This window comes from Actinomadura formosensis (genome assembly GCF_050948385.1).
Classification (GTDB): domain Bacteria; phylum Actinomycetota; class Actinomycetes; order Streptosporangiales; family Streptosporangiaceae; genus Spirillospora; species Spirillospora formosensis.
Window position 1 is genome coordinate 4,788,089 of the sequence record NZ_CP192011.1, and the last position, 22,149, is coordinate 4,810,237.

The 22,149-nt window shown below is 70.8% G+C and carries 22 protein-coding genes and 1 pseudogene; 12 read left to right on the top strand and 11 right to left on the bottom strand.

Going from position 1 to position 22,149, the window contains the following annotated elements; all coding sequences use genetic code 11:
* Positions 1–119: 119 nt before the first annotated feature.
* Together ACQP1N_RS22605 and ACQP1N_RS22610 are read left to right on the top strand one after the other, a co-directional pair.
* Positions 120–782 (top strand): response regulator transcription factor, encoded by a 663-nt coding sequence (locus tag ACQP1N_RS22605; RefSeq protein WP_433226482.1) that lies wholly within the window; start codon positions 120–122, stop codon positions 780–782.
* A 5-nt stretch (positions 783–787) separates the two neighbouring features.
* Entirely contained in the window at positions 788–1,963 is a 1,176-nt protein-coding gene (locus tag ACQP1N_RS22610) for a sensor histidine kinase (protein ID WP_067801498.1), read from the top strand.
* On the opposite strand, the gene ACQP1N_RS22615 is transcribed toward ACQP1N_RS22610, so the two are convergent.
* Positions 1,960–3,768, bottom strand: coding sequence for an AMP-binding protein (locus tag ACQP1N_RS22615; protein ID WP_433226484.1), 1,809 nt, complete (start codon positions 3,766–3,768; stop codon positions 1,960–1,962). The genes ACQP1N_RS22610 and ACQP1N_RS22615 overlap by 4 nt on opposite strands.
* A 201-nt stretch (positions 3,769–3,969) precedes the next feature.
* Here ACQP1N_RS22615 and ACQP1N_RS22620 point away from each other — a divergent pair, with 201 nt between their 5' ends.
* The 5 genes from ACQP1N_RS22620 (at position 3,970) to ACQP1N_RS22640 (ending at position 10,755) form a co-directional block, all read left to right on the top strand.
* Entirely contained in the window at positions 3,970–5,172 is a 1,203-nt protein-coding gene (locus ACQP1N_RS22620; protein ID WP_067801478.1) for a thiolase family protein, read from the top strand.
* A complete protein-coding gene (locus tag ACQP1N_RS22625) occupies positions 5,169–7,256 on the top strand; it encodes a 3-hydroxyacyl-CoA dehydrogenase NAD-binding domain-containing protein (protein ID WP_067801475.1) in 2,088 nt (695 codons plus the stop codon). Before ACQP1N_RS22620 ends, ACQP1N_RS22625 begins: the two co-directional genes overlap by 4 nt.
* A 172-nt stretch (positions 7,257–7,428) precedes the next feature.
* Positions 7,429–8,913 (top strand): amino acid permease, encoded by a 1,485-nt coding sequence (locus ACQP1N_RS22630; RefSeq protein ID WP_433226487.1) that lies wholly within the window; start codon positions 7,429–7,431, stop codon positions 8,911–8,913.
* 55 nt (positions 8,914–8,968) lie between these two features.
* The gene (locus ACQP1N_RS22635) at positions 8,969–10,318 is read left to right on the top strand and encodes an FAD-dependent oxidoreductase (protein WP_433226489.1); all 1,350 of its coding nucleotides are present in this window, start codon (positions 8,969–8,971) and stop codon (positions 10,316–10,318) included.
* Between the two features lie 71 nt (positions 10,319–10,389).
* Positions 10,390–10,755: a hypothetical protein gene (locus tag ACQP1N_RS22640; RefSeq protein WP_067801468.1), complete on the top strand. Its 366-nt coding sequence runs from the start codon at positions 10,390–10,392 to the stop codon at positions 10,753–10,755.
* A gap of 10 nt (positions 10,756–10,765) precedes the next feature.
* On the opposite strand, the gene ACQP1N_RS22645 is transcribed toward ACQP1N_RS22640, so the two are convergent.
* The 3 genes from ACQP1N_RS22645 to dxs all read right to left on the bottom strand — a co-directional run bounded on the left by ACQP1N_RS22645 (position 10,766) and on the right by dxs (position 13,843).
* Positions 10,766–11,140, bottom strand: coding sequence for a hypothetical protein (locus ACQP1N_RS22645; protein ID WP_067801465.1), 375 nt, complete (start codon positions 11,138–11,140; stop codon positions 10,766–10,768).
* A 94-nt stretch (positions 11,141–11,234) separates the two neighbouring features.
* A complete protein-coding gene (locus ACQP1N_RS22650; RefSeq protein WP_067801462.1) occupies positions 11,235–11,705 on the bottom strand; it encodes a hypothetical protein in 471 nt (156 codons plus the stop codon).
* A gap of 221 nt (positions 11,706–11,926) precedes the next feature.
* Positions 11,927–13,843, bottom strand: a complete 1,917-nt coding sequence (dxs, locus tag ACQP1N_RS22655) for a 1-deoxy-D-xylulose-5-phosphate synthase (RefSeq protein WP_067801459.1) — start codon at positions 13,841–13,843, stop codon at positions 11,927–11,929.
* A 148-nt stretch (positions 13,844–13,991) separates the two neighbouring features.
* On the opposite strand from dxs, the gene idi reads away from it, so the two are divergent.
* From idi to ACQP1N_RS22670, 3 genes are all read left to right on the top strand, one after another.
* Positions 13,992–14,570, top strand: coding sequence for an isopentenyl-diphosphate Delta-isomerase (gene idi / locus ACQP1N_RS22660; RefSeq protein WP_433226492.1), 579 nt, complete (start codon positions 13,992–13,994; stop codon positions 14,568–14,570).
* Between the two features lie 282 nt (positions 14,571–14,852).
* Positions 14,853–15,266, top strand: coding sequence for a hypothetical protein (locus ACQP1N_RS22665; protein ID WP_242608795.1), 414 nt, complete (start codon positions 14,853–14,855; stop codon positions 15,264–15,266).
* 93 nt (positions 15,267–15,359) lie between these two features.
* Positions 15,360–15,968, top strand: coding sequence for a Uma2 family endonuclease (locus ACQP1N_RS22670; protein WP_207394037.1), 609 nt, complete (start codon positions 15,360–15,362; stop codon positions 15,966–15,968).
* Here the strand turns inward: ACQP1N_RS22670 and mug are convergent.
* The 4 genes and pseudogenes from mug to ACQP1N_RS22690 all read right to left on the bottom strand — a co-directional run bounded on the left by mug (position 15,955) and on the right by ACQP1N_RS22690 (position 18,789).
* Positions 15,955–16,518, bottom strand: coding sequence for a G/U mismatch-specific DNA glycosylase (gene mug, locus ACQP1N_RS22675; RefSeq protein ID WP_433226495.1), 564 nt, complete (start codon positions 16,516–16,518; stop codon positions 15,955–15,957). The two genes, ACQP1N_RS22670 and mug, sit on opposite strands and share 14 nt — an antisense overlap.
* Positions 16,518–17,237 carry a sulfite exporter TauE/SafE family protein gene (locus tag ACQP1N_RS22680; protein WP_067801446.1) on the bottom strand — a complete coding sequence of 240 codons (720 nt, stop codon included), beginning with the start codon at positions 17,235–17,237 and terminating at the stop codon, positions 16,518–16,520. Before ACQP1N_RS22680 ends, mug begins: the two co-directional genes overlap by 1 nt.
* A gap of 165 nt (positions 17,238–17,402) precedes the next feature.
* A pseudogene (locus ACQP1N_RS22685) lies at positions 17,403–17,774 on the bottom strand (transposase); the annotation flags it as partial.
* 262 nt (positions 17,775–18,036) lie between these two features.
* On the bottom strand, positions 18,037–18,789 hold the full coding sequence (locus tag ACQP1N_RS22690) for a TetR/AcrR family transcriptional regulator (RefSeq protein WP_433226498.1): 753 nt from the start codon (positions 18,787–18,789) through the stop codon (positions 18,037–18,039).
* 70 nt (positions 18,790–18,859) lie between these two features.
* On the opposite strand from ACQP1N_RS22690, the gene ACQP1N_RS22695 reads away from it, so the two are divergent.
* Entirely contained in the window at positions 18,860–19,717 is an 858-nt protein-coding gene (locus ACQP1N_RS22695) for an NAD(P)H-binding protein (RefSeq protein WP_433226500.1), read from the top strand.
* Here ACQP1N_RS22695 and ACQP1N_RS22700 read toward each other — a convergent pair.
* Entirely contained in the window at positions 19,714–19,866 is a 153-nt protein-coding gene (locus ACQP1N_RS22700) for a hypothetical protein (protein WP_207394036.1), read from the bottom strand. The genes ACQP1N_RS22695 and ACQP1N_RS22700 overlap by 4 nt on opposite strands.
* Positions 19,867–20,165: 299 nt before the next feature.
* The gene (locus tag ACQP1N_RS22705; RefSeq protein WP_067801435.1) at positions 20,166–21,095 is read right to left on the bottom strand and encodes an aldo/keto reductase; all 930 of its coding nucleotides are present in this window, start codon (positions 21,093–21,095) and stop codon (positions 20,166–20,168) included.
* Positions 21,096–21,141: 46 nt separating this feature from the next.
* Between ACQP1N_RS22705 and ACQP1N_RS22710 the strand changes: the two genes are divergently transcribed.
* Entirely contained in the window at positions 21,142–21,762 is a 621-nt protein-coding gene (locus ACQP1N_RS22710) for a LysE family translocator (RefSeq protein WP_207394035.1), read from the top strand.
* Between the two features lie 101 nt (positions 21,763–21,863).
* On the opposite strand, the gene ACQP1N_RS22715 is transcribed toward ACQP1N_RS22710, so the two are convergent.
* Positions 21,864–22,052: a hypothetical protein gene (locus tag ACQP1N_RS22715; RefSeq protein ID WP_067801430.1), complete on the bottom strand. Its 189-nt coding sequence runs from the start codon at positions 22,050–22,052 to the stop codon at positions 21,864–21,866.
* Positions 22,053–22,149: the final 97 nt, after the last annotated feature.

Genomic DNA, 22,149 nt, shown 5'->3' on the forward strand with positions numbered 1-22,149 from the left:
GAGACCACCCGCCCCAGCGAAAAGCCATGAGACCGCCCCAAGGGTTAAACCCGCATTAGACGGGTTCGGTGGGGTGGTGCTTATCGGGGTTTAACGTCCGGCGCGTCATGCTCGGAGGCATGCGTGTTCTGATCGTCGAGGACGAGCGGGTGCTCGCCGACACCATCGCCGAGGGGCTCCGCGACGAGGCCATGGCCGTCGACGTGGTGTACGACGGTGACGATGCGCTGGAGCGGGCGTTCTACAACGAGTACGACGTGGTGATCCTCGACCGGGACCTGCCGACCGTCCATGGCGACGACGTGTGCCGTGAGCTGGTGGAGCGGCGCGGTTCCGGGCGCATCCTGATGCTGACGGCGGCGGGCGACGTCGACGATCGGGTGGACGGGCTGTCGCTCGGCGCCGACGACTATCTGCCGAAGCCGTTCGTGTTCAGCGAGCTGGTCGCGCGGGTGCGGGCGCTGGCGCGCAGGACGGGGCCGCCGGTGCCGCCCGTGCTGGAGCGGCGCGGCATCAGGCTCGATCCCCATCGGCGCAGGGTCGCGCGGGACGGCCGGGAGCTGCGGCTGACGAACAAGGAGTTCGCCGTGCTGGAGGAGCTGATGCGGGCGGAGGGCGGCGTGGTGAGCGCCGAGCGGCTGCTGGAGCGTGCGTGGGACGAGAACATCGACCCGTTCAGCAACATCGTCCGGGTGACGATGGCGACGCTGCGCCGCAAGCTGGGCGGGCCGCCCGTGATCGAGACGGTGACGGGTTCGGGATACCGGCTGGAGGCGCGGTGAAGAGGCTGAGCGTCAGGACGCGGCTGACCCTGGTGTACGGGTCGCTGTTCCTCGTCACGTCGGCGGTGCTGGTCGCGGTGACGTACCTGCTGACCGTCCGGACGATGGACGACCGGCTCTCGGTGAGCAGCGGCGGCGTCGACGCGACGACGCTCGCGCGGCTGCGGGCGCTGGCGCTCAACGGCGACGTCGGCCGGCTGCTGGAGCTGAAGGCCGACGCCGACCGGCGGCTCGTCGAGCAGAAGCACGACGTGCTGGAGCAGCTTCTGCAGAGTTCCCTGGTGACGATGCTGGTGCTCGGCGTCCTCGCGGTGGGGATCGGGTACGTGGTCGCCGGGCGGATGCTGCGTCCGCTGCACAAGGTGACGGCGACGGCGCGGCGGCTGTCGGAGAGCAACCTGCACGAGCGGATCGCGCTCGACGGTCCGCAGGACGAGATCAAGGACCTGGCCGACACGTTCGACCGGATGCTGGACCGGCTGAACCGCGCGTTCGACGCCCAGCGGCGGTTCGTCGCGAACGCCTCGCATGAGCTGCGCACGCCGCTGACCATCAACCGGACGGTCCTGGAGGTGGCGCTCGCGAGCCGGAAGAACCCGCCGGAGACCAAGGCGCTCGCGGACGTCCTGCTCGGCAACACCGCCCGCCACGAGCGGCTCATCGAGGGCCTGCTGCTGCTCGCCAAGTCCGAACGGGGGCTCGGCACCCGCGTCGGCACCGCGCTGCCGGACGTGGTCCGCGCCGCGCTCGACCAGCTGGACGACCTGGTCGAGGAGGCGGCGGTGGACGTCGAGGCGAAGCTCGCGCCGGCCGCGGTGACCGGCGATCCGGTCCTGCTGGAGCGCTGCGCGGTGAACCTGGTGGAGAACGCCGTGAAGTACAACGTGCGGGACGGCCGGATCTGGGTCCGCACCGGCACCCGGGACGGCGCGGCGTTCCTCCAGGTCGTCAACACCGGACGCGCCGTCCCCGGCTACGAGATAGCGACGATCTTCGAGCCGTTCCGGCGGCTGCGCGCCGACCGCACGGGGTCGAAGGACGGCGCCGGACTCGGCCTGTCGATCGTCCGGGCGGTGGTGGACGCGCACGGCGGCACGATCGAGACCGTCCCGCGCGCGGACGGCGGCCTGTCGATCACCGTCCGGCTGCCGCTCGCGGAGCGGCCCGCGCTCGCGGCCTAGCCCGGCCGGGGGGCGCCCGGCGGCGGCCAGGCGACATGCCCCTCCGGCGGCGTCCGGCCGGGGCGCGCGGTCAGCCAGCGGTGCACGACCTTGCCGGTCGCGTTGCGCGGCAGCTCGGGGATGAAGTGCACGTCGCGCGGCACCGCGTACCGGGCGACCTGCGCGTGCACGTACGCGCGGACGGCGTCCGCGTCGAGCCGGGCACCGGGCCGCAGGACGAGGTAGGCGGCGAGCCGCTGCCCCCACGCGTCGTCGGGAACGCCGGTGACCGCGGCTTCGCGGACCTCCGGCAGCCGGAGCAGCGCGTCCTCCACGTCCTGCGGGACGATGTTCTCGCCGCCGGACACCACCATCCCGTCGCTGCGGCCCTCCACGAACAGCAGCCCGCGATGGTCGATGTGGCCGAGGTCGCCGGTGGCGAGGAGCCCGTCGCGGACCTCCATCGGCTCACCGGCCGTGTACCCCTCGAACAGCAGCTCGTTCGCGGCGAAGATCTGGCCGCGGGTGGATCGGCCCAGCCGGCGGCCGTCGGCGCCGAGGATCGCCAGCGCGGTGTTGCGCGGCGGGCGTCCGGCGGTGCGCGGGTCGAGCCGCAGGTCGTGCGGGGTCGCGATGGACACCCACGACGCCTCGGTGGACCCGTACACGTTGTAGAGCCGGTCGCCGAACGCGTCCATGAACCGGGTGGCGAGGTCGCCGGGCAGCGCGGCACCGCTCAGCGCGAAGATCCGCAGCGCGGACGTGTCGTAGCGGTCGCGGACCTCGGGCGCCAGTTCCAGGATGCGCTGGCACATGACCGGGACGGCGAACACGGCGGCGGCGCGGTGGGAGGTGATGGCCCGCAGCGTCTGCTCGGGGTCGAACCGGCGGTGCAGCACGACCGGCGCCCGCAGCGCCCACGCCATCTGCAGCGCGGCGTACCCCCAGGTGTGGAACAGCGGCGCCTCGACGATCATCGCCTGCCCGGCGCGCAGCGGGATCCGGGACGTCATCGAGGCGAGCGGCCACAGGCCGGGCCGGGGCGGGCGGCGGGCGCCCTTGGGGCGCCCGGTGGTGCCGGAGCTGAGCATGATGGTCCGGCTCTGGATCTGCGGCGGCCCGGCGACGGCGTCGGACGCGGGCACCGAGGCGATGATCTCCTCGATGCCGCGTCCCGTCCCGGCGGCCGGGCGGGGAGCCGCGTCCACGGGGGGACGCGGCGGGGGCGGCAGTGTCGCGGTGGGTACGGGGGCGGCGAGCGGCATCCCGGCGGACGGGTTCCCGGCGGGCGGCGGGCGGTCGGCCCACAGCACGGTCCGGCGCAGCGCGAGCGGGACGTTCGCGAGCAGCGGCGCGAACTCGGCGTCGATGACGATGACGGCGGGGCGCAGCTCGCCGAGCACGGCGCGCAGCTGGCCCGCTCCGAACCCGGTGTTGAGCAGGACGACCTCGGCACCGCGCCGTGAGCAGGCGACGAGCGTCAGCGCCATGCCCCGGTGGTTGCGGCACAGGACGCCGACGCGCGGGCGGGGACCGTGCAGGGGCAGCCCGGCGGCGAGGCGGGCGGCTCGCTCGTCCAGTTCGGCGAACGTCAGCACGCCCTCGTCGTCGATCAGCGCGGGCCGGGACGGGGAGCGGGCGGCGGACGAGGCGACGAGCCCGGCGAGCGTGGTCCCCCAGCGCCGCAGCGTGCCCATCTGCCGGACGAGGCGGCGCGGCCCGCCGTCGAACAGCAGCCCGGTTCGCAGCAGCAGCGCGGTGAGGTCGCGGATGTGGCCGATCCGCCGGCGCATCCCCGGCCGGTACGCGGGCTTCGCGTGCGTCACACTCCGCCTCCTCCCGAATCACGGTACCCACAGGTCCCCGGCCGAACAAGGGCACCTCCACGTCAGTGGTTACTGACGAGTAGCGTTCTGGGTTACCAACAAGTAGCATCGTTGGCGCGGGTACTCGTGCCGCCCTTTACAGCCGGGCGCGGCACGAGGCTCGACATCTTTCATCGAGCCCATCGCAGGGAGGACGATCCCGTGCCTCGCACCGCACGCGACGTCGTGTTCGTCGACGGCGTCCGCACGCCATTCGGCAAGGCCGGCCCCAAGGGCCTGTACGCGGAGACCCGCGCCGACGACCTGGTCGTCCGCGCGATCCGCGAGCTGATGCGCCGCAACCCGTCCCTGCCGCCCGAGCGGGTGGACGAGGTCGCGATCGCCGCCACCACGCAGACCGGCGACCAGGGCCTGACCATCGGGCGGTCCGCCGCCGTGCTGGCCGGGCTGCCGAAGAGCGTCCCCGGCTACGCCGTCGACCGGATGTGCGCGGGGGCGATGACCGCCGTCACCGCGACCGGCGCCGGCATCTCGTTCGGCTCCTACGACGTCGCCATCGCCGGCGGCGTCGAGCACATGGGACGGCACCCGATGGGCGAGGGCGTCGACCCGAACCCGCGGTTCCTCGCCGACAAGCTCGTCGACCCGTCCGCGCTGGTGATGGGCTCGACCGCGGAGAACCTGCACGACCGGTTCCCCAGCATCACCAAGGAGCGCGCGGACGCCTACGCCGTGCGCAGCCAGCAGAAGGTCGCCGCCGCCTACGCCGCCGGGAAGATCCAGCCGGATCTCGTGCCGACCGCGATCCGCGGCGCCGAAAAGGGCTGGGGCCTCGCCACCGAGGACGAGCCGCCGCGTCCCGGCACCACGATGGACGACCTGGCCGCGCTGAAGACGCCGTTCCGCGTGCACGGCAACGTCACCGCCGGGAACGCCGCCGGGCTCAACGACGGCGCCACCGCCTGCCTGCTCGCCGCCGAGGACGTCGCCCGCGAACTCGGTCTCACCCCGAAGATGCGGCTCGTCGACTTCGCCTTCGCCGGCGTGGAACCGGAGGTCATGGGCGTCGGCCCGGTCCCGGCGACCGAGAAGCTGCTGGCCCGCAACTCGCTGACCATGGACGACATCGGCCTCATCGAGATCAACGAGGCGTTCGCCGTGCAGGTGCTCGCGTTCCTGGAGCACTTCAAGATCGCCGATGACGACGCGCGGGTGAACCCGTGGGGCGGCGCGATCGCGCTCGGCCACCCGCTCGCCTCGTCCGGGGTCCGGCTGATGAACCAGCTGTCCCGGCTGTTCGAGGAGCACGCGGACGTCCGCTACGGGCTGACCACGATGTGCATCGGCATGGGCATGGGCGGAACCGTTCTCTGGGAGAACGCGAACTGGGAGGGCACGAAGTGACCAGCCTTGGAGAAGTCTTCGCGGGCGAGGTCGTCACGCACGCACGCGTCCGCGACGTGACACTGCCCTACGGCGCGGGCACGCTCGCGCTCATCACCCTGGACAACGGCTTCGACCACACCAAGCCGAACACCTTCGGCCCGAACGGCCTCGCCGAGCTGAACGCCGCCATCGACACCGTCGCCGGACGCGACGACATCGTGGCCGTCGGCGTCACCGGCAAGCCGTTCATCTTCGCCGTGGGCGCCGACCTCAAGGGCGTTCCGCTCATCACGGGCCGCGAGGACGCGGCGGCCATCGGCAAGCTCGGTCACGACGTGTTCCGGCGGCTGGGCGAGCTGGCCGTGCCGTCCTTCGCCTACTACAACGGCGCGGCGATGGGCGGCGGCGTCGAGATCGGCCTGCACTGCGCCTACCGGACGATCTCCTCCGGCGTCCCGGCGTTCGCGCTGCCCGAGACGTTCCTCGGCCTGGTACCGGGCTGGGGCGGGACGTACCTGCTGCCGAACCTGATCGGTGCGGAGAGGGCGCTCAAGGTCATCATCGACAACCCCCTCGCGCAGAACCGGATGCTGAAGGGCGCGCAGGCGTACGAGCTGGGCATCGCCGACGCGATCTTCGACTCGGCCGACTTCCTGGAGGAGTCGCTCGCCTGGACGGCCCGCGTCCTGAAGGGCGAGATCACCGTCCGGCGTCCCGAGGTGGACAGGGGCAAGGCGTGGGACGACGCGGTCGCGGCGGCCCGCTGGAACGTGGACGGCAAGCTGCACGGCGCGGCCCCGTCCTATGTGAAGGCGCTCGACCTGGTCGCCGCCGCCAAGGACCGCTCCCGCGACGAGGGCTTCGCCGCCGAAGACGAAGCGCTGTGCTCCCTCATCATGAGCGACGAGCTGCGCGCCGGCCTCTACGCGTTCGACCTCACCCAGAAGCGCGCGAAGAAGCCGGCCGGCGCACCGGACAAGGCCCTCGCCCGCAAGGTCACCAAGGTCGGCGTCGTCGGCGCGGGCCTGATGGCCTCGCAGCTCGCACTGCTGTTCGCGCGCCGTCTGGAGGTCCCGGTCGTGCTGACCGACCTCGACCAGGAACGCCTGGACAAGGGCGTCGGTTACGCGCACGGCGAGATCGACAAGCTGCTCGGCAAGGGACGCCTCTCCCCGGACAAGGCGAACCGCCTCAAGTCGCTCATCTCCGGCTCGCTCACCAAGGACGCCTTCGCCGACGCCGACTTCGTCATCGAGGCCGTGTTCGAGGAGATGTCGGTCAAGAAGAAGGTGTTCGCCGAGGTCGAGGAGTACGTCTCGGCCGAGTGCGTCCTCGCGACCAACACCTCCTCGCTGTCGGTCGGCGAGATGGCGTCCGGGCTCGAGCACCCCGAACGCGTCGTCGGCTTCCACTTCTTCAACCCGGTCGCGGTGCTGCCGCTGCTGGAGATCGTCCGGGGCGAGCAGACCGGCGACGCCGCGCTCGCCACCGCGTTCGCGACCGGCAGGGCGCTGAAGAAGTCGTGCGTGCTGGTGAAGGACGCCCCGGCGTTCGTCGTCAACCGGGTCCTGCTGCGCCTGCTCGCCGAGATCGTCAAGACGGTCGACGAGGGCACCCCGATCGAGGTCGCCGAGCGGGCCGCCGCGCCGCTCGGGCTGCCGATGCCGCCGTTCGTGCTGATGGGCCTGGTCGGCCCGGCGATCGCGCTGCACGTCAACGAGACCCTGCACGAGGCGTTCCCGGACCGGTTCCCGCTGTCGGACAACCTCGCGAAGATGGTGGCGGCCGGCAAGTCCGGCGTGTACCTGCCCGACTTCTCCCTCGACCCGGAGGTCGTGCAGATCTTCGCGGGCGGGACGAGCCCGTCCACCGAGCAGCAGGTCCTCGACCGGGCGCTCACCGCGCTCGCCGAGGAGATCCGCATCATGCTGGACGAGGGCGTCGTCGCCGCACCGCAGGACATCGACCTGTGCATGATCCTCGGCGCCGGCTGGCCGTTCCACCTCGGCGGCATCACCCCGTACCTGGACAGGTCGGGCGTCGCCGAGCGGGCGACCGGCCGCCGCTTCCTGGCGCCGGGGGTCGCCTCCCTCCCCGCCTGATCCCGGCCGCTCCCGGCGAAAGAGGCGTTCCGAGCCGCGTTCGGAACGCCTCTTTGCCAATTTTTCCGCAGGTCAGAGCATATTCACGGGGCCGCTGATCATAAGTCGCGCATATCTGGGCATACGCCGGGAAAACGCGACGAGCACGATGGGATGCGGAAGGGCGCCGAGGATGAACCTGCTGCGCACGAAGTCGGTCGAGCAGTCGATCCGGGACACCGAGCAGCCGGCGCACCGGCTCCGACGCGACCTGTCGGCGCTGGACCTGACCGTCTTCGGCATCGGCGTCATCATCGGGACCGGCATCTTCGTGCTCACCGGGCAGGTCGCCAAGGAGAAGGCCGGGCCCGCGGTCGCGCTGTCGTTCATCCTCGCCGCCGTCGTGTGCGGGCTCGCGGCGCTGTGCTACGCCGAGTTCGCCTCCACCGTCCCCGTCGCCGGATCGGCCTACACCTTCTCCTACGCGACGCTCGGCGAACTCCCGGCCTGGATCATCGGCTGGGACCTCATCCTGGAGATGGCCCTCGGCGCGGCGGTGGTCGCGGTCGGCTGGTCCGGTTACTTCGCCTCGCTGCTGGACGACATGGGGATCACCCTGCCCGCCTCGATCGCCGCCCCGCCGGGCGAGGGCGGGACGGTCAACGTCCCGGCCATCTGCCTGGTGCTGCTGGTCACCGCGCTGCTCGTCCTCGGCATCAAGGTCTCCTCGCGGGTGAACGCGGTGGTCGTCGGCATCAAGGTGTCCATCGTGCTGCTGGTGATCTTCGCCGGGCTGTTCTTCATCGACGGCGCCAACTACAAGCCGTTCATCCCGCCCGCCCAGTCGACGCCGGAGGTCTCCGGCCTCAAGGCGCCGCTGATGCAGGAGCTGTTCGGGATCACGCCGGTCAGCTTCGGCTGGCTCGGCATCTTCGCCGCCATCGCGATCGTCTTCTTCGCCTACATCGGTTTCGACATCGTCGCCACCGCCGCCGAGGAGGCCCGCCGCCCGCAGCGGGACCTGCCGATCGGGCTCATCGGCTCCCTCCTCGTCACGGCCGTCCTGTACGCCGCCGTGTCCACCGTCGTCGCCGGAATGCAGAACTACAAGAAGCTGAGCATCGAGGCGCCGCTCGCGGACGCGTTCAAGTCCGTCGGCCACCCGGTCTTCGCCACCATCATCAGCGTCGGCGCGGTGATCGGCCTCACCACCGTCGTGCTGATCCTGCTGCTCGGGCAGAGCCGCATCTTCTTCGCGATGAGCCGGGACGGCCTGATGCCCGGCTGGCTCTCGGCCGTCCACCCGCGCTTCGGCACCCCGTACCGCGCGACCGTCATCATGGGCGTCATCGTCGCCGTCCTCGCCGGGTTCATCCCGCTGGCCGAACTGGCGGAGCTGGTCAACATCGGGACGCTGTTCGCGTTCCTCGTCGTCTCGATCGCGGTGGTGATCCTGCGCCGCACCCGCCCGGACCTGCCCCGCGCGTTCCGCACGCCGTGGGTGCCGCTCACCCCGATCCTGTCCGTGCTGGCCTGCCTGTTCGTGATGATCAACCTGCCGGTGGAGACATGGCTGCGGTTCCTCGCCTGGATGGTCGTCGGCATCGTCTTCTACGGCTTCTACGGCTACCGGCACAGCCGGGTGCGCGGCGCGGAGGCGGTCTCGGTGAAGTCCTGACCCGTGATGGGACCCGCGGTGTTCTTTCACCCGCCGGGTAGGCACAATGACCCGCATGGCTTCTCCAGCGCTCGTTGCGGTGATCGGCTCCGGCCCGGCGGGGATCTACGCCGCCGAGGCCCTCGTCAAGCAGACGGGCGGTAACGTCCGGGTGGACGTGTTCGACCGGCTGCCGACGCCGTACGGACTGGTCCGCTACGGGGTCGCGCCCGACCACACGTCGATCAAGTCGATCGCCCGGTATCTGCAGCGAGTACTGGAGGACCCGGCCGTCCGCTTCTTCGGCTGCGTCGAGCTGGGTCGCGACCTCACCCGCGCCGACCTGCTCGACTGCTACGACGCCGTCATCTACGCGACCGGCGCGATGGTCGACCGGCACATGCGGATCCCCGGCGAGGACCTGCCCGGCAGCATCGCCGCCACCGACTTCGTCAACTGGTACTGCGGGCACCCCGACGCCGCCGACCACGAGTTCGACCTGTCGGTCGAGGAGGTCGCGGTGGTCGGCGTCGGGAACGTCGCCGTCGACGTCGTCCGCATCCTCGCCAAGACCGCCGCCGAGCTGCGCGACACCGACGTGCCCGAGCAGGTCATCGAGGCACTGTCGCGCAGCAGGGTCGAGCGCATCCACATGATCGGGCGGCGCGGCCCGGCGCAGGCGAAGTTCACCACCAAGGAGGCCCGCGAGCTGGGCGAGCTGCCCAACGCGAGCATCCACGTCAGCCCCGCGGACATGGACCTCGACCCGGCGAGCGCCGCGCTCGCCGAAAGCGACCGCCACGTGCGCGGGAACATCAAGGCCCTGAGCGCCTGGACGGGCGAGCCGGCGCCCGGCCGGGCCCGGCACATCGACGTGCGGTTCTGGCGCGCGCCCGCCGAGATCCTCGGCACCGGCCGCGTCGAGGGGCTCAGGCTGGAGAAGACCCGGCCGGACGGGTCGGGCCGCGTCACCGGAACCGGCGAGTACGAGACGCTTCCCGTCGGGATGGTGCTGCGGTCGGTCGGCTACCAGAGCGTTCCGCTGGACGGGGTGCCGTTCGACGAGCGCTCCCGCATCGTCCCGAACGACGGCGGCCGCGTCCTCGGGCCGGACGGCGCACCCGTGCCCCGCGAATACGTCGCCGGCTGGGTCAAGCGCGGGCCGTCCGGTGTCGTCGGCACCAACAAGTCGGACGCCGCCGAGACCGTCCGCAACCTCCTGGAGGACCTCGCCGGGACGCGGCCGGCGCCGAAGCGCACCATCGAGGAGCTGCTGGAGTCGCGGGGGCTGCCCGTCGTCACCTACGCCGACTGGCTCAACCTCGACGCCGCCGAAATCGCCCTCGCCCGCACCCTGGAGCGCGGCGAGCGGGTCAAGCTGGCCCGCTGGGAGGCCATGACGTCGGCGTGCCGCGGCGGCGGGTGATTCCCCTCCGGGCGAATATCCCGCCGGGAAGGTAGTGACGGGCAGGTGACGCGGGCGCTACGGTGCCGCGTGTGACCGGCGGTCCAGAACTGCACGGGTTCCCCCCTCCCGAGACGGTCCCCGACCTCAGGTGGCTGGGCCCCGACTACGTGTCCGTACTCGTGTACGACCTGACGCAGGGGCTCCTGCGCCAGGACCCGCGCACGTCCGTCATGGGCGTGCGGTGCGAGGGCGAGCCCCGGCTCTCCCCCTCGGTGGATCCGGCCGGCGTCATCCGCGCGCACGACGCCTGCTTCCCGCTGCAGGTCTTCGTCCAGGACGGTGCCGGACGCCCGTGGCGCCTGCGTGGGCAATGGACGTACTCGGGACGCGGGCTCGGCACGTCCGCCGCGTCCATCACCCACGTCTGGCGGCTGCTGTCGGCCGAGGGCGTCTAGAGGCGGGGTTTCACGTCTTCTTCCGCCCCCTGGCCGGGCCGCCCGCCGACGCCGTCTCCCGGCCGCCCCGTCCCGCGGACCCGTGCTGCTCCAGGGCCTTCAGGATCTCGGGAGTCAGGGCCTCCGCCAGCGCGGGCGCGAGGGCGTCGGCCAGCGAGGACGCCAGAACCTGGGCGAGCAGGAGCCGTTCGAGCCCCGAGGACCGCGGTGCGGCGGTTCCCGCCGACATGAGCGTCCTTTCGATCAGGCTCGCCATCGGCTCCCCGGCGCCCGCCCGGGTCTTCCCGGCATGGGCGGCGTCATTGAGTATGTCGCGGATCAAATCGTCGATCAGCGATTCTGTCGAGTCATGGCCGGTCGGCTCACCGGATTCCTGCGCCGCCATGAATTGCTCCTCTACTGTCGAATTGAACCGTCCCCCAGTTGCCGCTTTCCTTCCGGCAACTGGGGGCGTCTTCTCTGCGGTCCGGAAATCGGCGTTACCGCCCCGCGAGCGCGGCGAGGAGAAGCGGATGCTCGACGATGGACTCGCCCCGGTTCTCACGGCGGCGCGCCAGCGCCGCGAGGAGGAGCGGGTGCTCCACGATGCTCTCCCCCTCCTCCCGGCGCCGCATCAGCGCGGCGAGAAGAAGCGGATGCTCGACGATGGACTCGCCCCGGTTCTCACGGCGGCGCATCAGCGCCGCGAGGAGGAGCGGGTGCTCGATGATGCTCTCGCCGCGCTGCTCACGGCGGCGCGCCAGCGCCGCGAGGAGGAGCGGGTGCTCCACGATGCTCTCCCCCTCCTCCCGGCGCCGCATCAGCGCGGCGAGAAGAAGCGGATGCTCGACGATGCTCTCGCCGCGCTGCTCACGGCGGGACGTGAGCGCGGCGAGCATCAGCGCCTCGAATGCCCGTTCTTCGCTCTCGGTGGTCTCGGCAGGTGCGGCTTGCTCTGCCGTCGTGGTCATGTGATCCCCTTTCGAGCAGGTGGGCAGGCGCACAACTTTCGTTGGCGGCGGTACCCGTGATTTTCGTAGGCGGCGATACCCGTGGCCCGCACTTCCTACCTGCAGAGGGGATTTTCTGCACACATGTTGACCCGCCCATGACAACGATTGTCCAATTCTCTCATTCTGGACAATTGCCCGGGCGGCGGACGCTACCGGAGGCCCTGCCGGCAGGCCCCGGCTCAGTCGGAGGTCGCGGGCTCGTGATCCTCCGCCGAGGTGATGCGCGCGATGGACTCGGTGATGTCACGGGCCAGGGCCTGCGGCGTCAGCCCGATGTCGGTGAGGATCTCGCCGCGGGACGCGTGGTCGAGGAACTCCTGCGGGATGCCGAACGTGCGGATCGGGGTGTCCACCTCGGCGTCGCGCAGCAGCCGGGCGACGGCGTCGCCGACGGCGCCGGTGCGGCCGTTGTCCTCGGCGACGGCGACGAGGGTGTGCTCGCGGGCGAGGTCGAGGAGCGCCGGGTCGAGCGGCTTCACCCACCGCGGGTCGACGACAGTGACGCCGATGCCCTGCGCGGCGATCAGTCCGGCGGCCTCGGCCGCGGGCGCCGCCATCGAGCCGGCCGCGACCAGCAGCACGCGGGTGCCGTTGGAGCCGTCGTGGCGGGCGAGGACGTCCATCTCGCCGGCCTTGCCGATCGCCTCGATGTCGGCGGCGGCCGGGCCCTTGGGGTAGCGGATCGCGGTCGGGCCGTCGGAGACGGCCACGCACTCGCGCAGCAGTTCGCGCAGCCGGGCCCCGTCGCGCGGGACGGCGATGCGCAGGCCCGGGACGAGCTGCAGGATCGACAGGTCCCACATGCCGTTGTGGCTGGCGCCGTCGTCCCCGGTCACACCGGAGCGGTCCAACGCGAACGTGACGGGCTGCCTGTGCAGTGCCGCGTCCATCAGGACCTGGTCGAACGCCCGGTTGAGGAACGTCGCGTACACCGCCACCACCGGGTGCAGGCCGCCCATGGCGAGCCCGGTGGCGGAGGTGACGGCGTGCTGCTCGGCGATGCCGACATCGAAGATGCGGTCGGGGAACGCCTCGGCGAACGGGGCGAGCCCGGTCGGATACAGCATCGCGGCGGTGATGCCGACGACGTCGCGGCGCTCCCGCCCGATCGCGACCATCTCCTCGCCGAACACCTTCGTCCAGGCGGGGCCGCCCTTCTTCGTGACGAACTTGCCGGTGGCGGGGTCGAACGCGCCGCCGCCGTGCATGCAGTCCTCGGTGTCGTTCTCCGCGGGCGCGTAGCCGCGTCCCTTGGTGGTGATGCAGTGCACGATGACGGGGCGGCCGAACCCGCGGGCGCGGCGCAGCGCGTGCTCGACGGCGTCCTCGTCGTGACCGTCGATCGGGCCGACGTACTTCATGCCGAGGTCCTCGAACATGGCCTGCGGCTGCAGGACGTCCTTGAGGCCCTTCTTGATGCCGTGCAGCGCCTCGTAGGCGACGTTGCCGACCACCGGGGCCTTCGGCACGGTCTTCTTGATGAGGTTGAGCGCGTTCTCGTAGCCCTGGGTGACGCGCAGGTCGGCGAGGTGGGACGCGAGGCCGCCGATGGTCGGCGAGTACGAGCGGCCGTTGTCGTTGACGACGATGATGACCGGACGGTCGACGCCGGCGGCGATGTTGTTGAGCGCCTCCCAGCACATGCCGCCGGTCAGCGCGCCGTCACCGACGACCGCGACGACCGCGCGGTCGTCCTCGCCGCGCAACTGGAACGCCTTGGCGAACCCGTCGGCGTAGGAGAGCGCCGTCGAGGCGTGCGAGTTCTCGATGATGTCGTGCTCGGACTCGGCGCGGCTCGGGTAGCCCGACAGCCCGCCGCGCTTGCGCAGCAGCTCGAAGTCGTGCCGGCCGGTGAGGATCTTGTGCACGTAGGCCTGGTGCCCCGTGTCGAAGAGGATCTTGTCGTGCGGCGAGTCGAAGACGCGGTGCAGCGCGATCGTCAGCTCGACCGCGCCGAGGTTGGGCCCCAGGTGCCCACCGGTCTTGGAGACCGCCTGAACGAGAAACTCGCGGATCTCCTCCGCGAGTCGAGCCAGTTGAGCGGCGTCCAGTCGTTTGAGGTCGTCGGGACCTTTGATCGACTCCAGCAGGCTCACTCGTTTCAACTCCTCCGTCGGGGACCGGGTTTCCCCTGGCTCGGGCCGTTCTGAGTTTAATCCCGTTCTTCCGCGCCGCGCCGGACGCCACCCGCCGCGCGGACGTGAAATGGCCGACCCTCCGGCGTCGATGAGGTAGGAAGGCAGCATGGGCGTCGAAGAGATCGTGCTGCTCAACGCGGACGACGAAGCCGTCGGTACCGCCCCGAAGAGCACCAGCCATCATGAGGACACGCCGTACCACCTGGCTTTCTCCTGCTATGTGGTGGACACGCAGGGTCGCGTCCTGATCACCCGGCGCGCCCTGGACAAGCGGACGTTCCCCGGTGTCTGGACGGGGAGCTGCTGCGGCCATCCCGGTCCGGGCGAGAAGCTGCGCGACGCCGTGCTGCGGCGGCTGCGCGACGAGCTCGGCATCCCGGCCGCGGAGCTGACGTCCGTCCTGCCCCGGTTCCAGTACCGGGCCGTCGCCGAGGACGGCACCGTCGAGCACGAGCGCTGCCCCGTGGTGCGCGCCACCGTCCCGGCGGGCGGGCCCGTCCACCCGAACCCCGACGAGGTCGAGTGGGCCGAGTGGTGGACGTGGGAGCGCTGCCTGGAGCTGGCCGGACGTCCCGAGTCCTCGCCGTGGTACCGCCTCCAGCTGGCCGAGCTGGCACCGCTCGGCGCCCCGCCGGACTGGCCGGACGCCGGGCCGGCCGGGTTGCCGCCCGCCCTCGCCTGGTAGGCCGCCGCGACGGCGCCCCGGGCAGTAGTCACTCCGGCACGTCAACCTCACACCCTTCTCCGGCGTCACATGGGTGATCGAAAGTGATCCGCATGGGAATCGAACGGCCCGGCAGCCGTCCCATGACGCCCATCAACCTTTCGACCCGTCCGTTGGCAATTCAGCCGAGATGCGCCTAGCCTCTCGGGCATCGTCGCGCGGCGACCGGCGTCCCGCCGGGGCCTCGGCGATCCCGGGCCGGCCGAGTACGGGGCGATCAGTGGAGGTGACCGCGTGCAGGCGATGAGTGTTCAGCAGCCCTGGGCATTCGCGATCGCACGGGGCGGCAAGACCGTCTCGAACCAGGGCCTGCCCACCGCCTACCGCGGCCCCCTCCTCGTCCACGCCTCCATGCGCGTCGACCTGAAGGCGTGCGACTCCCCGCTCATCCGGGCCGCCGGCTGGGACCCCCGCGACCCGCTCGCCACCATCGGCGCCGTCATCGCCGTCGCCGACCTCGACGACGTCTGCTCCGCCCGCGACGGGTCCTGCGACTGCGGCCCCTGGTCCGAACGCGGCTTCCACCACTGGCACCTGACCGGCGTCCGGCCCCTCCCCCGCCCCATCATCGCCCTCGGCCACCCCGGTCTCTGGGAACCGCACCCCACCCTGCTCACCGAGGTGAACACGATGTTCGCTCTCAACAATGCCTCCTGAGAGTAAACATATCGCTACGCTCAGTCCCCGAAAGTCGGGCGGGGTAACGTAGTCCCTGCATTGATCTGTGGCACCGTTGATGGGAGCAGGGCCGTGAGCGTCGCGCATGACCATGGCGGTTTTGGTCCGTACACGATGGACGATCTGCACGCCCGAGAGGATGAAGGCCGCGGCCTGGAACTCGAAGACGGGTGGCTGATCGAGTTGTCCCCGAGCGCAACCCACAATTGGGCCGCCATGCAGGTGCAGGACATCATCAAAGCGGCCGCGACGGATGCCAAGGCCACGATCTTCGTCGCCGGCGGCGGCGAATGGGAGATCAGCACACCGGGCGGCATCCGTAAGCCGGACGTGTTCGTGGTGCCCAGGAGCGTGGCCCGCGCCTCGATCGTGGAGCGCAATCCGGTCGTGATTCCGGGCCGGGAGGTTCTGCTGGTCATCGAGGTCATCTCTCCGGGCAGCGCCAGCGAACGCGCCGACCGGGTGCGCAAGCTCAAGGAGTACGCGACCCTCGGCATTCCTCAGTACTGGCTCGTCGAATTCTCGCCTCACCCCAAAGTCCAGGTCTTCGTCCTGGAGAACGGGGCCTCCACCTATCGGCGGCTCTGCACAGCGGGAGCGGGGGAAGAGCTGAAGGCCGAGGTGGAGGCGGACAGGCCGTTCACCGTGCGGTTCGACCCGCGGGTTCTCACGGAGTTCTGAGCGCTTCGGCGGCCTCGCGGAGGCGGCGGAGTTCGGCGGCGATCCTGTCGAGCGGCCAGCTCGCGTTGAGGCCGCTCGGGTTGGGCAGGACCCAGAGTCTCGCGGGGCCGAACATCTCGTCCTGCGGGCCGATCCGGGTGCGGGGGCGGCCGAAGGCGGTGCGGTAGGCGGTGACGCCGGCCACGGCCAGGTAGGCGGGGCGGTAACGCTCGACGAGGGCCTCCAGGCGGCGTCCGCCCTCACGGAGTTCGGCGTCGGTCAGCTCGTCGGCGCGGGCGGTGGTGCGGGACGCCAGGTTCGTGATGCCGAGGCCGTAACCGGGCAGGAGGTCCTGCTCGGACGGGTCGAGCAGGCGGTCGGTGAAGCCGGAGCGGTACAGCGCGGGCCAGAAGCGGTTGCCCGGACGGGCGAAGTGGTGGCCGGTCGCCCCCGAGTAGAGGCCCGGGTTGATGCCGCTGAACAGGACGTGCAGCGTCCCGCCGTCCGGGGGCAGGACATCGGGGACGACACGGTCGCGGGCGGCCTCCAGGTCGGCCTTCGTGGGACGCATCAGACCAGATTACGGACGATCAGCACCACCGCGGACGATCCGACGACGATGAGCAGCGCCACGCGCAGACGCCCGGCGTCCAGGTAGCGGCGCAGCGGTCCGGCGGCGAGGAACCCGGCGAGGACGAACGGGAGAAGCCCCAGGCCCGCGACGACCTGCCGTACCGGAAGGTGCCCGGCGAGGCCGAGGGTCACCAGGGACAGCAGCGTGCCACCGCAGAAGAAGACCGCCAGCGTCGCGCGGACGCGGGGGCCGCTCTCCCGCTGGTAGAGCAGCGCCATCGGCGGGCCGCCGATGCCGGACGCGGTGCCGGTGGTGCCGGAGATGACGCCGGCGGCGGCGAGGGTGCGGCGGTTGCGCGGCACCTCGCGCGACCACGTCGTCACGGCGAGGGCGGCGAGGACGACGAAGCCGATCACGACGCCGAGGACGCGGTCCGGGACGGCGGCCACCAGCCACGCGCCGAGCGGCGTCCCGGCGAGGCGGCCGCCGAACGCCCAGCCGAGCCCGCGCGTGTCGACGTGCCGGACCTCCTGGGCGAGCGTCGCGAACGGCAGGGCGAACGCGACGACGAGGATCGCCCCCGGCATCAGCGACGGGAACAGCATCGTCACGATCGGCGTCGCGACCAGGCCGACGCCGAGGCCGACACTGCCCTGCACGATCGCGCCGACCAGCGCGGCCAGCCCGCCGAGCAGAAGAAAATCGAAAGGCGGCACCCGCCGACGCTATAACCCCACTTATCCGGTCTAGTACTCCAGTCGCACTTAGTGATCTTTGGTGTGTTGTTGCTGGTGGTGGCGTTGTCGGGCGCGGGCTTGGTGTTGTAGCCGCCGGCAGGAGCAGCGCTGGATATGGTGAGTGTCGGCCGGTGGGCGGGTGAGCGCGGTCACCCACCCGGACGGTGCCTGGGCGGCGATGGCCCGCTCGATCATCACGGCCAGTAGTTGCGGCTTGGTCGCACATCCCACGCCGGTGGGGACCTTGGCGCGGGCCCGCCGGTCCGGATCGGCGATCCGGGAGGCGGCCGGCAGATACGACTCCCGGTCGATCAGTGCCCGTCCACGCGGGCCCGCATAACCCGGGAACACCCCGCTCTGGCAGTTGGTGATCTTCCCGGCAGTGCCGGTGTACTGCCGCTGCACCCCTGCCGAGCAGGTCCCCTTCTTCTCAAATCCGGTGTCGTCTCCGACCGGCACACCGCCGGGGTCGCCCAGGTGTTCCACCCCATAGCCGCGCACATCGTCACGGACTCCATGGCTGGTTCGCCGATCTGGTCGCCTCGGCGAAGAAGCCGGTCCTGGATTTCGTTGCCCGGTCGTTGATGGGCACCCCGGAGATCAACTCCACGAGCATGCAGCGAGCGCGGGAGATGTGGGGCGTGACCCGCACCGTTGCCGACACCTGCTGCTCCAGGCCCCCGCCGTCACCGACCCGGCCGACCCGCGCTTTTGACGGCCTTCCGCTTCCGAACGTGTCCCAACCGCCAGGTAACGGGGTGAGAGACCACACGGGCGATCATCGATTCCGCTGGGCCATCGCGGTGATTCCGTCGAGCAGGGCGCGCAGGCCGAGGTCGAACGCGTTCGCGGCCGCCTTGGCCGCGTTGCGGTTGAAGCCGCCGTTCTGCCAGGTCTGTTCGATCGCCGGGTATCGCGCCGGGTCGAAGATGGTTTCCCAGAACACTTGGCGGGCGGCCCACCAGTCGTCGCCGGACTGGCCGCTGATCCGCTCGGCATGGGTGTGTTCGGCAAGGGCGGCGGCCGCGCCGTCGACGAAGGTGACGATGGAGTCGGTCGCCGCAGACGTCTCGGCGGCGGACAGCCCGGTCATGGACAAAGCAGCCAGCAGGAAGTTGTCCCTGGCGAGCAATCCGGGGCCGAGGGGTGGTCGCACGGTCGACACAATGCGCAGCCACGGGTGGCGTTCGTGCAGGGCCACGTTCTGTTTCGCGTAGTGCTCGATCTGGTCACGCCACGAGCCCGATGGGGTCAAGTCGAGTTCCCGCCAGGCGGAATCCACCATCAGGTCGACCAGTTCGGCCTTGCCGGGCACGTGCGTATACAGCGTCATCGTGCCGACGCCGAGGGACCCGGCGAGCCGGTCCATGGTCATGGCGTCGAGTTCGTCCCGGTCCGCCAATGCCATGGCCGCGGCGACGATCTTGTCCAGGGAGACCTTTGGTGGCCGGCCACGACCCGATCGAGCCTGCGGGGAGCGCCAGAGCAGGCGCAAGGTCTCCCGAGGATCTCCGCCACCGCTGCGTTCCATCAGGCCTCCCGTTTCCCGTAGATGATACGGTATTGTTTATCCGTAGGACGTACGAAAAAGGAGGACGCGGGTGCGAGTGCTAGTGACCGGGGCAACCGGGAACGTGGGGCGGAACGTGACAACAGGCCTGGTCAAGGCGGGAGTTCAGGTACGGGCGCTGACCAGGGACCCGGGGCGGGCCAAACTGCCCGGCGCTGAGGTCGTCCAGGGAGATCTCACCAAGCCGGAGTCTGTGCCGTTCGACGGCGTGGACCGGATGTTCCTCTTCCCGGAGCCGTCGACGGCGAAGGAGATCGTCGAACGTGCCGGGCAAGCAGGCGTCCAGCGGATCGTCGTGCTCTCATCGGGCGCGGTGACCGGCGGTTTCGACACGACATTCCATCCGCCGGTCGAACACGCCGTCGAGGAGTCCGGTCTGGAGTGGACACACCTCCGGCCGGGTGAGTTCGCGGCCAACAAGCTGTCGCTGTGGGGACCGTCGATCCGGGCCGAGGGGGTGGTGCGGGACGCGAATCCGGACGCGGGCTGGTTTCCCGTGCACGAGCGGGATGTCGCCGATGTGGCGCTGAAAGCCTTGTTGGAGGACGGACATCACGGCAAGGCGTACGACATCAACGGTCCGGAGTTGATCAGCTTGCGCGAGCAGGTCAAAGCCATCGCCGATGCGCTCGGCGAAGAGGTCAGGTTCGAGGAGGTCACTCCGGCGGAGGCGCGCGAGATCTACATGAGGATCGGGGGATTCGCCGCCGAGGCTGCGGACTTCCTGCTGGGATTCACCGACTACGACGGCAATCCGGGCGATCCGGCGGACATCGAGGACTTCGATCCGAGTGTCCTGGGCCCGTTGCCCACTGCGCAGTCCGTGACGGGCAGTCCGCCGCGGACGTTCGCGCAGTGGGCACGGGATCGGGTCGAGGACTTCCGCTAGTGTCCTGCGCCAGGAATTCGATCAAGATATGAGGCGAGGCGCTCGAGAATCTCGTCGGCGGTCTTGGTCCAGGTGAAAGGGCTGGGGTCGTTCCAGGTCTTGATCCAGTCGCGGATGCCGTTTTCCAGGGCGCGCAGGGTCTTGTGCACGCCGCGCACTGCGCAACCCGGCCGGCCCGGCCTTCTCCCCATGCCACAGCCCCCACCCGATCTCGATACAGCAACCGGTGCAGGGTGACCGGGACTCGCCGGGCGATCGAAGAATGCTCCCAGGCCGCCAAGAACCAGACCAGTCTGGATCACTACCAGGCCCGGTTGCATCCGGCCCGTCACCCGGTTCTTCCGCACCGATCTCCACCAACGAGATCCGCCGTCTCTACGCCACGCCCGACAATGCCACCACCAGCAACAACACACCAAAGATCACTAAGTGCGGCTGGAGTACCAGATCAGGCGGACGCTTCGGTGAGGCGTTCGAGCTGGTCGCCGGTGAGCGTCGTGCGCGGCACCTCGATGAGCGGCGGCAACTGGTCGAGGGTGCGGGCGCTGGCGATGGGCGCGGCGACGGTCGGCTGCGCGGCGAGCCAGGCCAGCGCCACCGTCGCGACGGCGGCGCCCTGCTCCTCGGCGACGATGTCGAGCGCGGCCAGGACCCTGCGCCCGCGCTCGGTCTCCAGGTATCCGCCCGCGCGGCCGGCGCGGACGCTGTCCACCCTGGCGCCGGGACGGTACTTGCCGGTCAGGAAGCCCGAAGCGAGCCCGTAGTAGGGGACGGCGGCCAGCCCGTGCCGTTCGGCGATGTCGCGGCGCGGCCCCTCGTAGGTGCCGCGGGACACCAGGTTGTAGTGCGGCTGGATGGCCGCGTAGCGGGCCGTCCCCTCGCGTTCGCTGAACTCAAGGGACGCCTCCAGCCGGTCCAGTTCGATGTTCGACACCCCGATCTGCCGGACCTTCCCGGCGGTGACCAGGTCGTCCAGCGCCGTCATGATGTCCTCGACGGGCACGGACGGGTCGTCGAAGTGCGTGTAGTACAGGTCGATGCGGTCGGTGCGGAGGCGCCGCAGCGAGTCCTCCGCGGCGGCCCTGATGTTCGCGGGGGCCAGGCCCCGGCGCTCGGGATGCCGGCCGACCTTCGTCGCGATGACGACGTCGTCCCGGTTGCCGCGCGTCCGCGTCCATTCCCCGATGATCTCCTCGGACTCGCCGCCGCCGTTGCCGGGCGCGGACGCCATGTACGAGTCGGAGGTGTCGATGAAGTTGCCGCCGGCCGCCGCGTAGCCGTCCAGGATCTCGAACGAGCGTTCCCTGCCCGCGGTCCAGCCGAAGACGTTGCCGCCCAGGCAGAGCGGAAAGACGTCCAGGTCACCGATCTTGTTCATGTCGAACCTTCTTGTCCCGTCGGGGCGTTTCAGGGAGCATTACCCCGTGCTGACCGCCTGCCTCGCCTTCGCCGTCATGGCCGCGCTGCTGACGATCACACCCGGCGTGGACACGATGCTCGTCGTGCGCAGCACCGTCGCCGGCGGGCGGCGGGCCGGCCTGCTGTCCTCGGCGGGCGTGGTCACCGGCCTGATGTGCTGGGCGATGACGAGCGCGGCCGGGCTGACCGCGCTGCTGGCCGCGTCCGGGATCGCGTTCGGCGTGCTGCGCGTCGCGGGCGCCTGCTACCTGATGTGGCTCGGCGCGCGGGCCCTGTGGAACGCCCGGCACCGGACGCGCGAGACTGCCGAGGCCCCGTGGACACCGGCGTCCGGCCCCACCGCCTTCCGGACGGGCCTCACCACCAACCTGCTCAACCCCAAGGTCGGCGTCTTCTACATGAGCCTGCTGCCCCAGTTCGTCCCGGACGGCGCCCCGGTGTTCTGGACGAGCATGCTGTTCGCGGCCATCCACGCCGCCGAGGGCCTGCTGTGGCTGGCCGCCGTCGTCGGCGCCGCCGGGGCCGCCCGCCGCGCCCTCACCCGTCCGGCCGTCAAACGGCGCCTCCAGCAGATCACCGGCCTCGCCTTCATCGGCTTCGGCCTGCGCCTGGCCCTCGACCACTGAGCACGGTCACGCAGGCATCCGCCGCCGGCCGTCCGCCGCTCACAGAACCAGACGCAACCCCACGGCGGACGGGGGGCCATGCGTCTTCGGCGTCCACGGCCTCATGTGAGATCCACAACGATCACACCTGCAATGATGCCGATGACCAGGAGTACCTGCCCGATGATCGACCGCAGGGCAAGCCACATCATGGTTGCGGCCATGACACCGGCCGACCCGATCAGTTTGTGGTCTCGCGCCGTTGAGGCAATGGCGAGGACGAGCATGACCAACACGGATGCCAGGGCCATGTTCAAGCCTCCGCCGAGGAGGATCTATGGCATTCGGCCTGACATCTCCGCTGAACAAACCCAGTGAGGGTTCTTTGTAGCGGCGGAACGGGCCGCC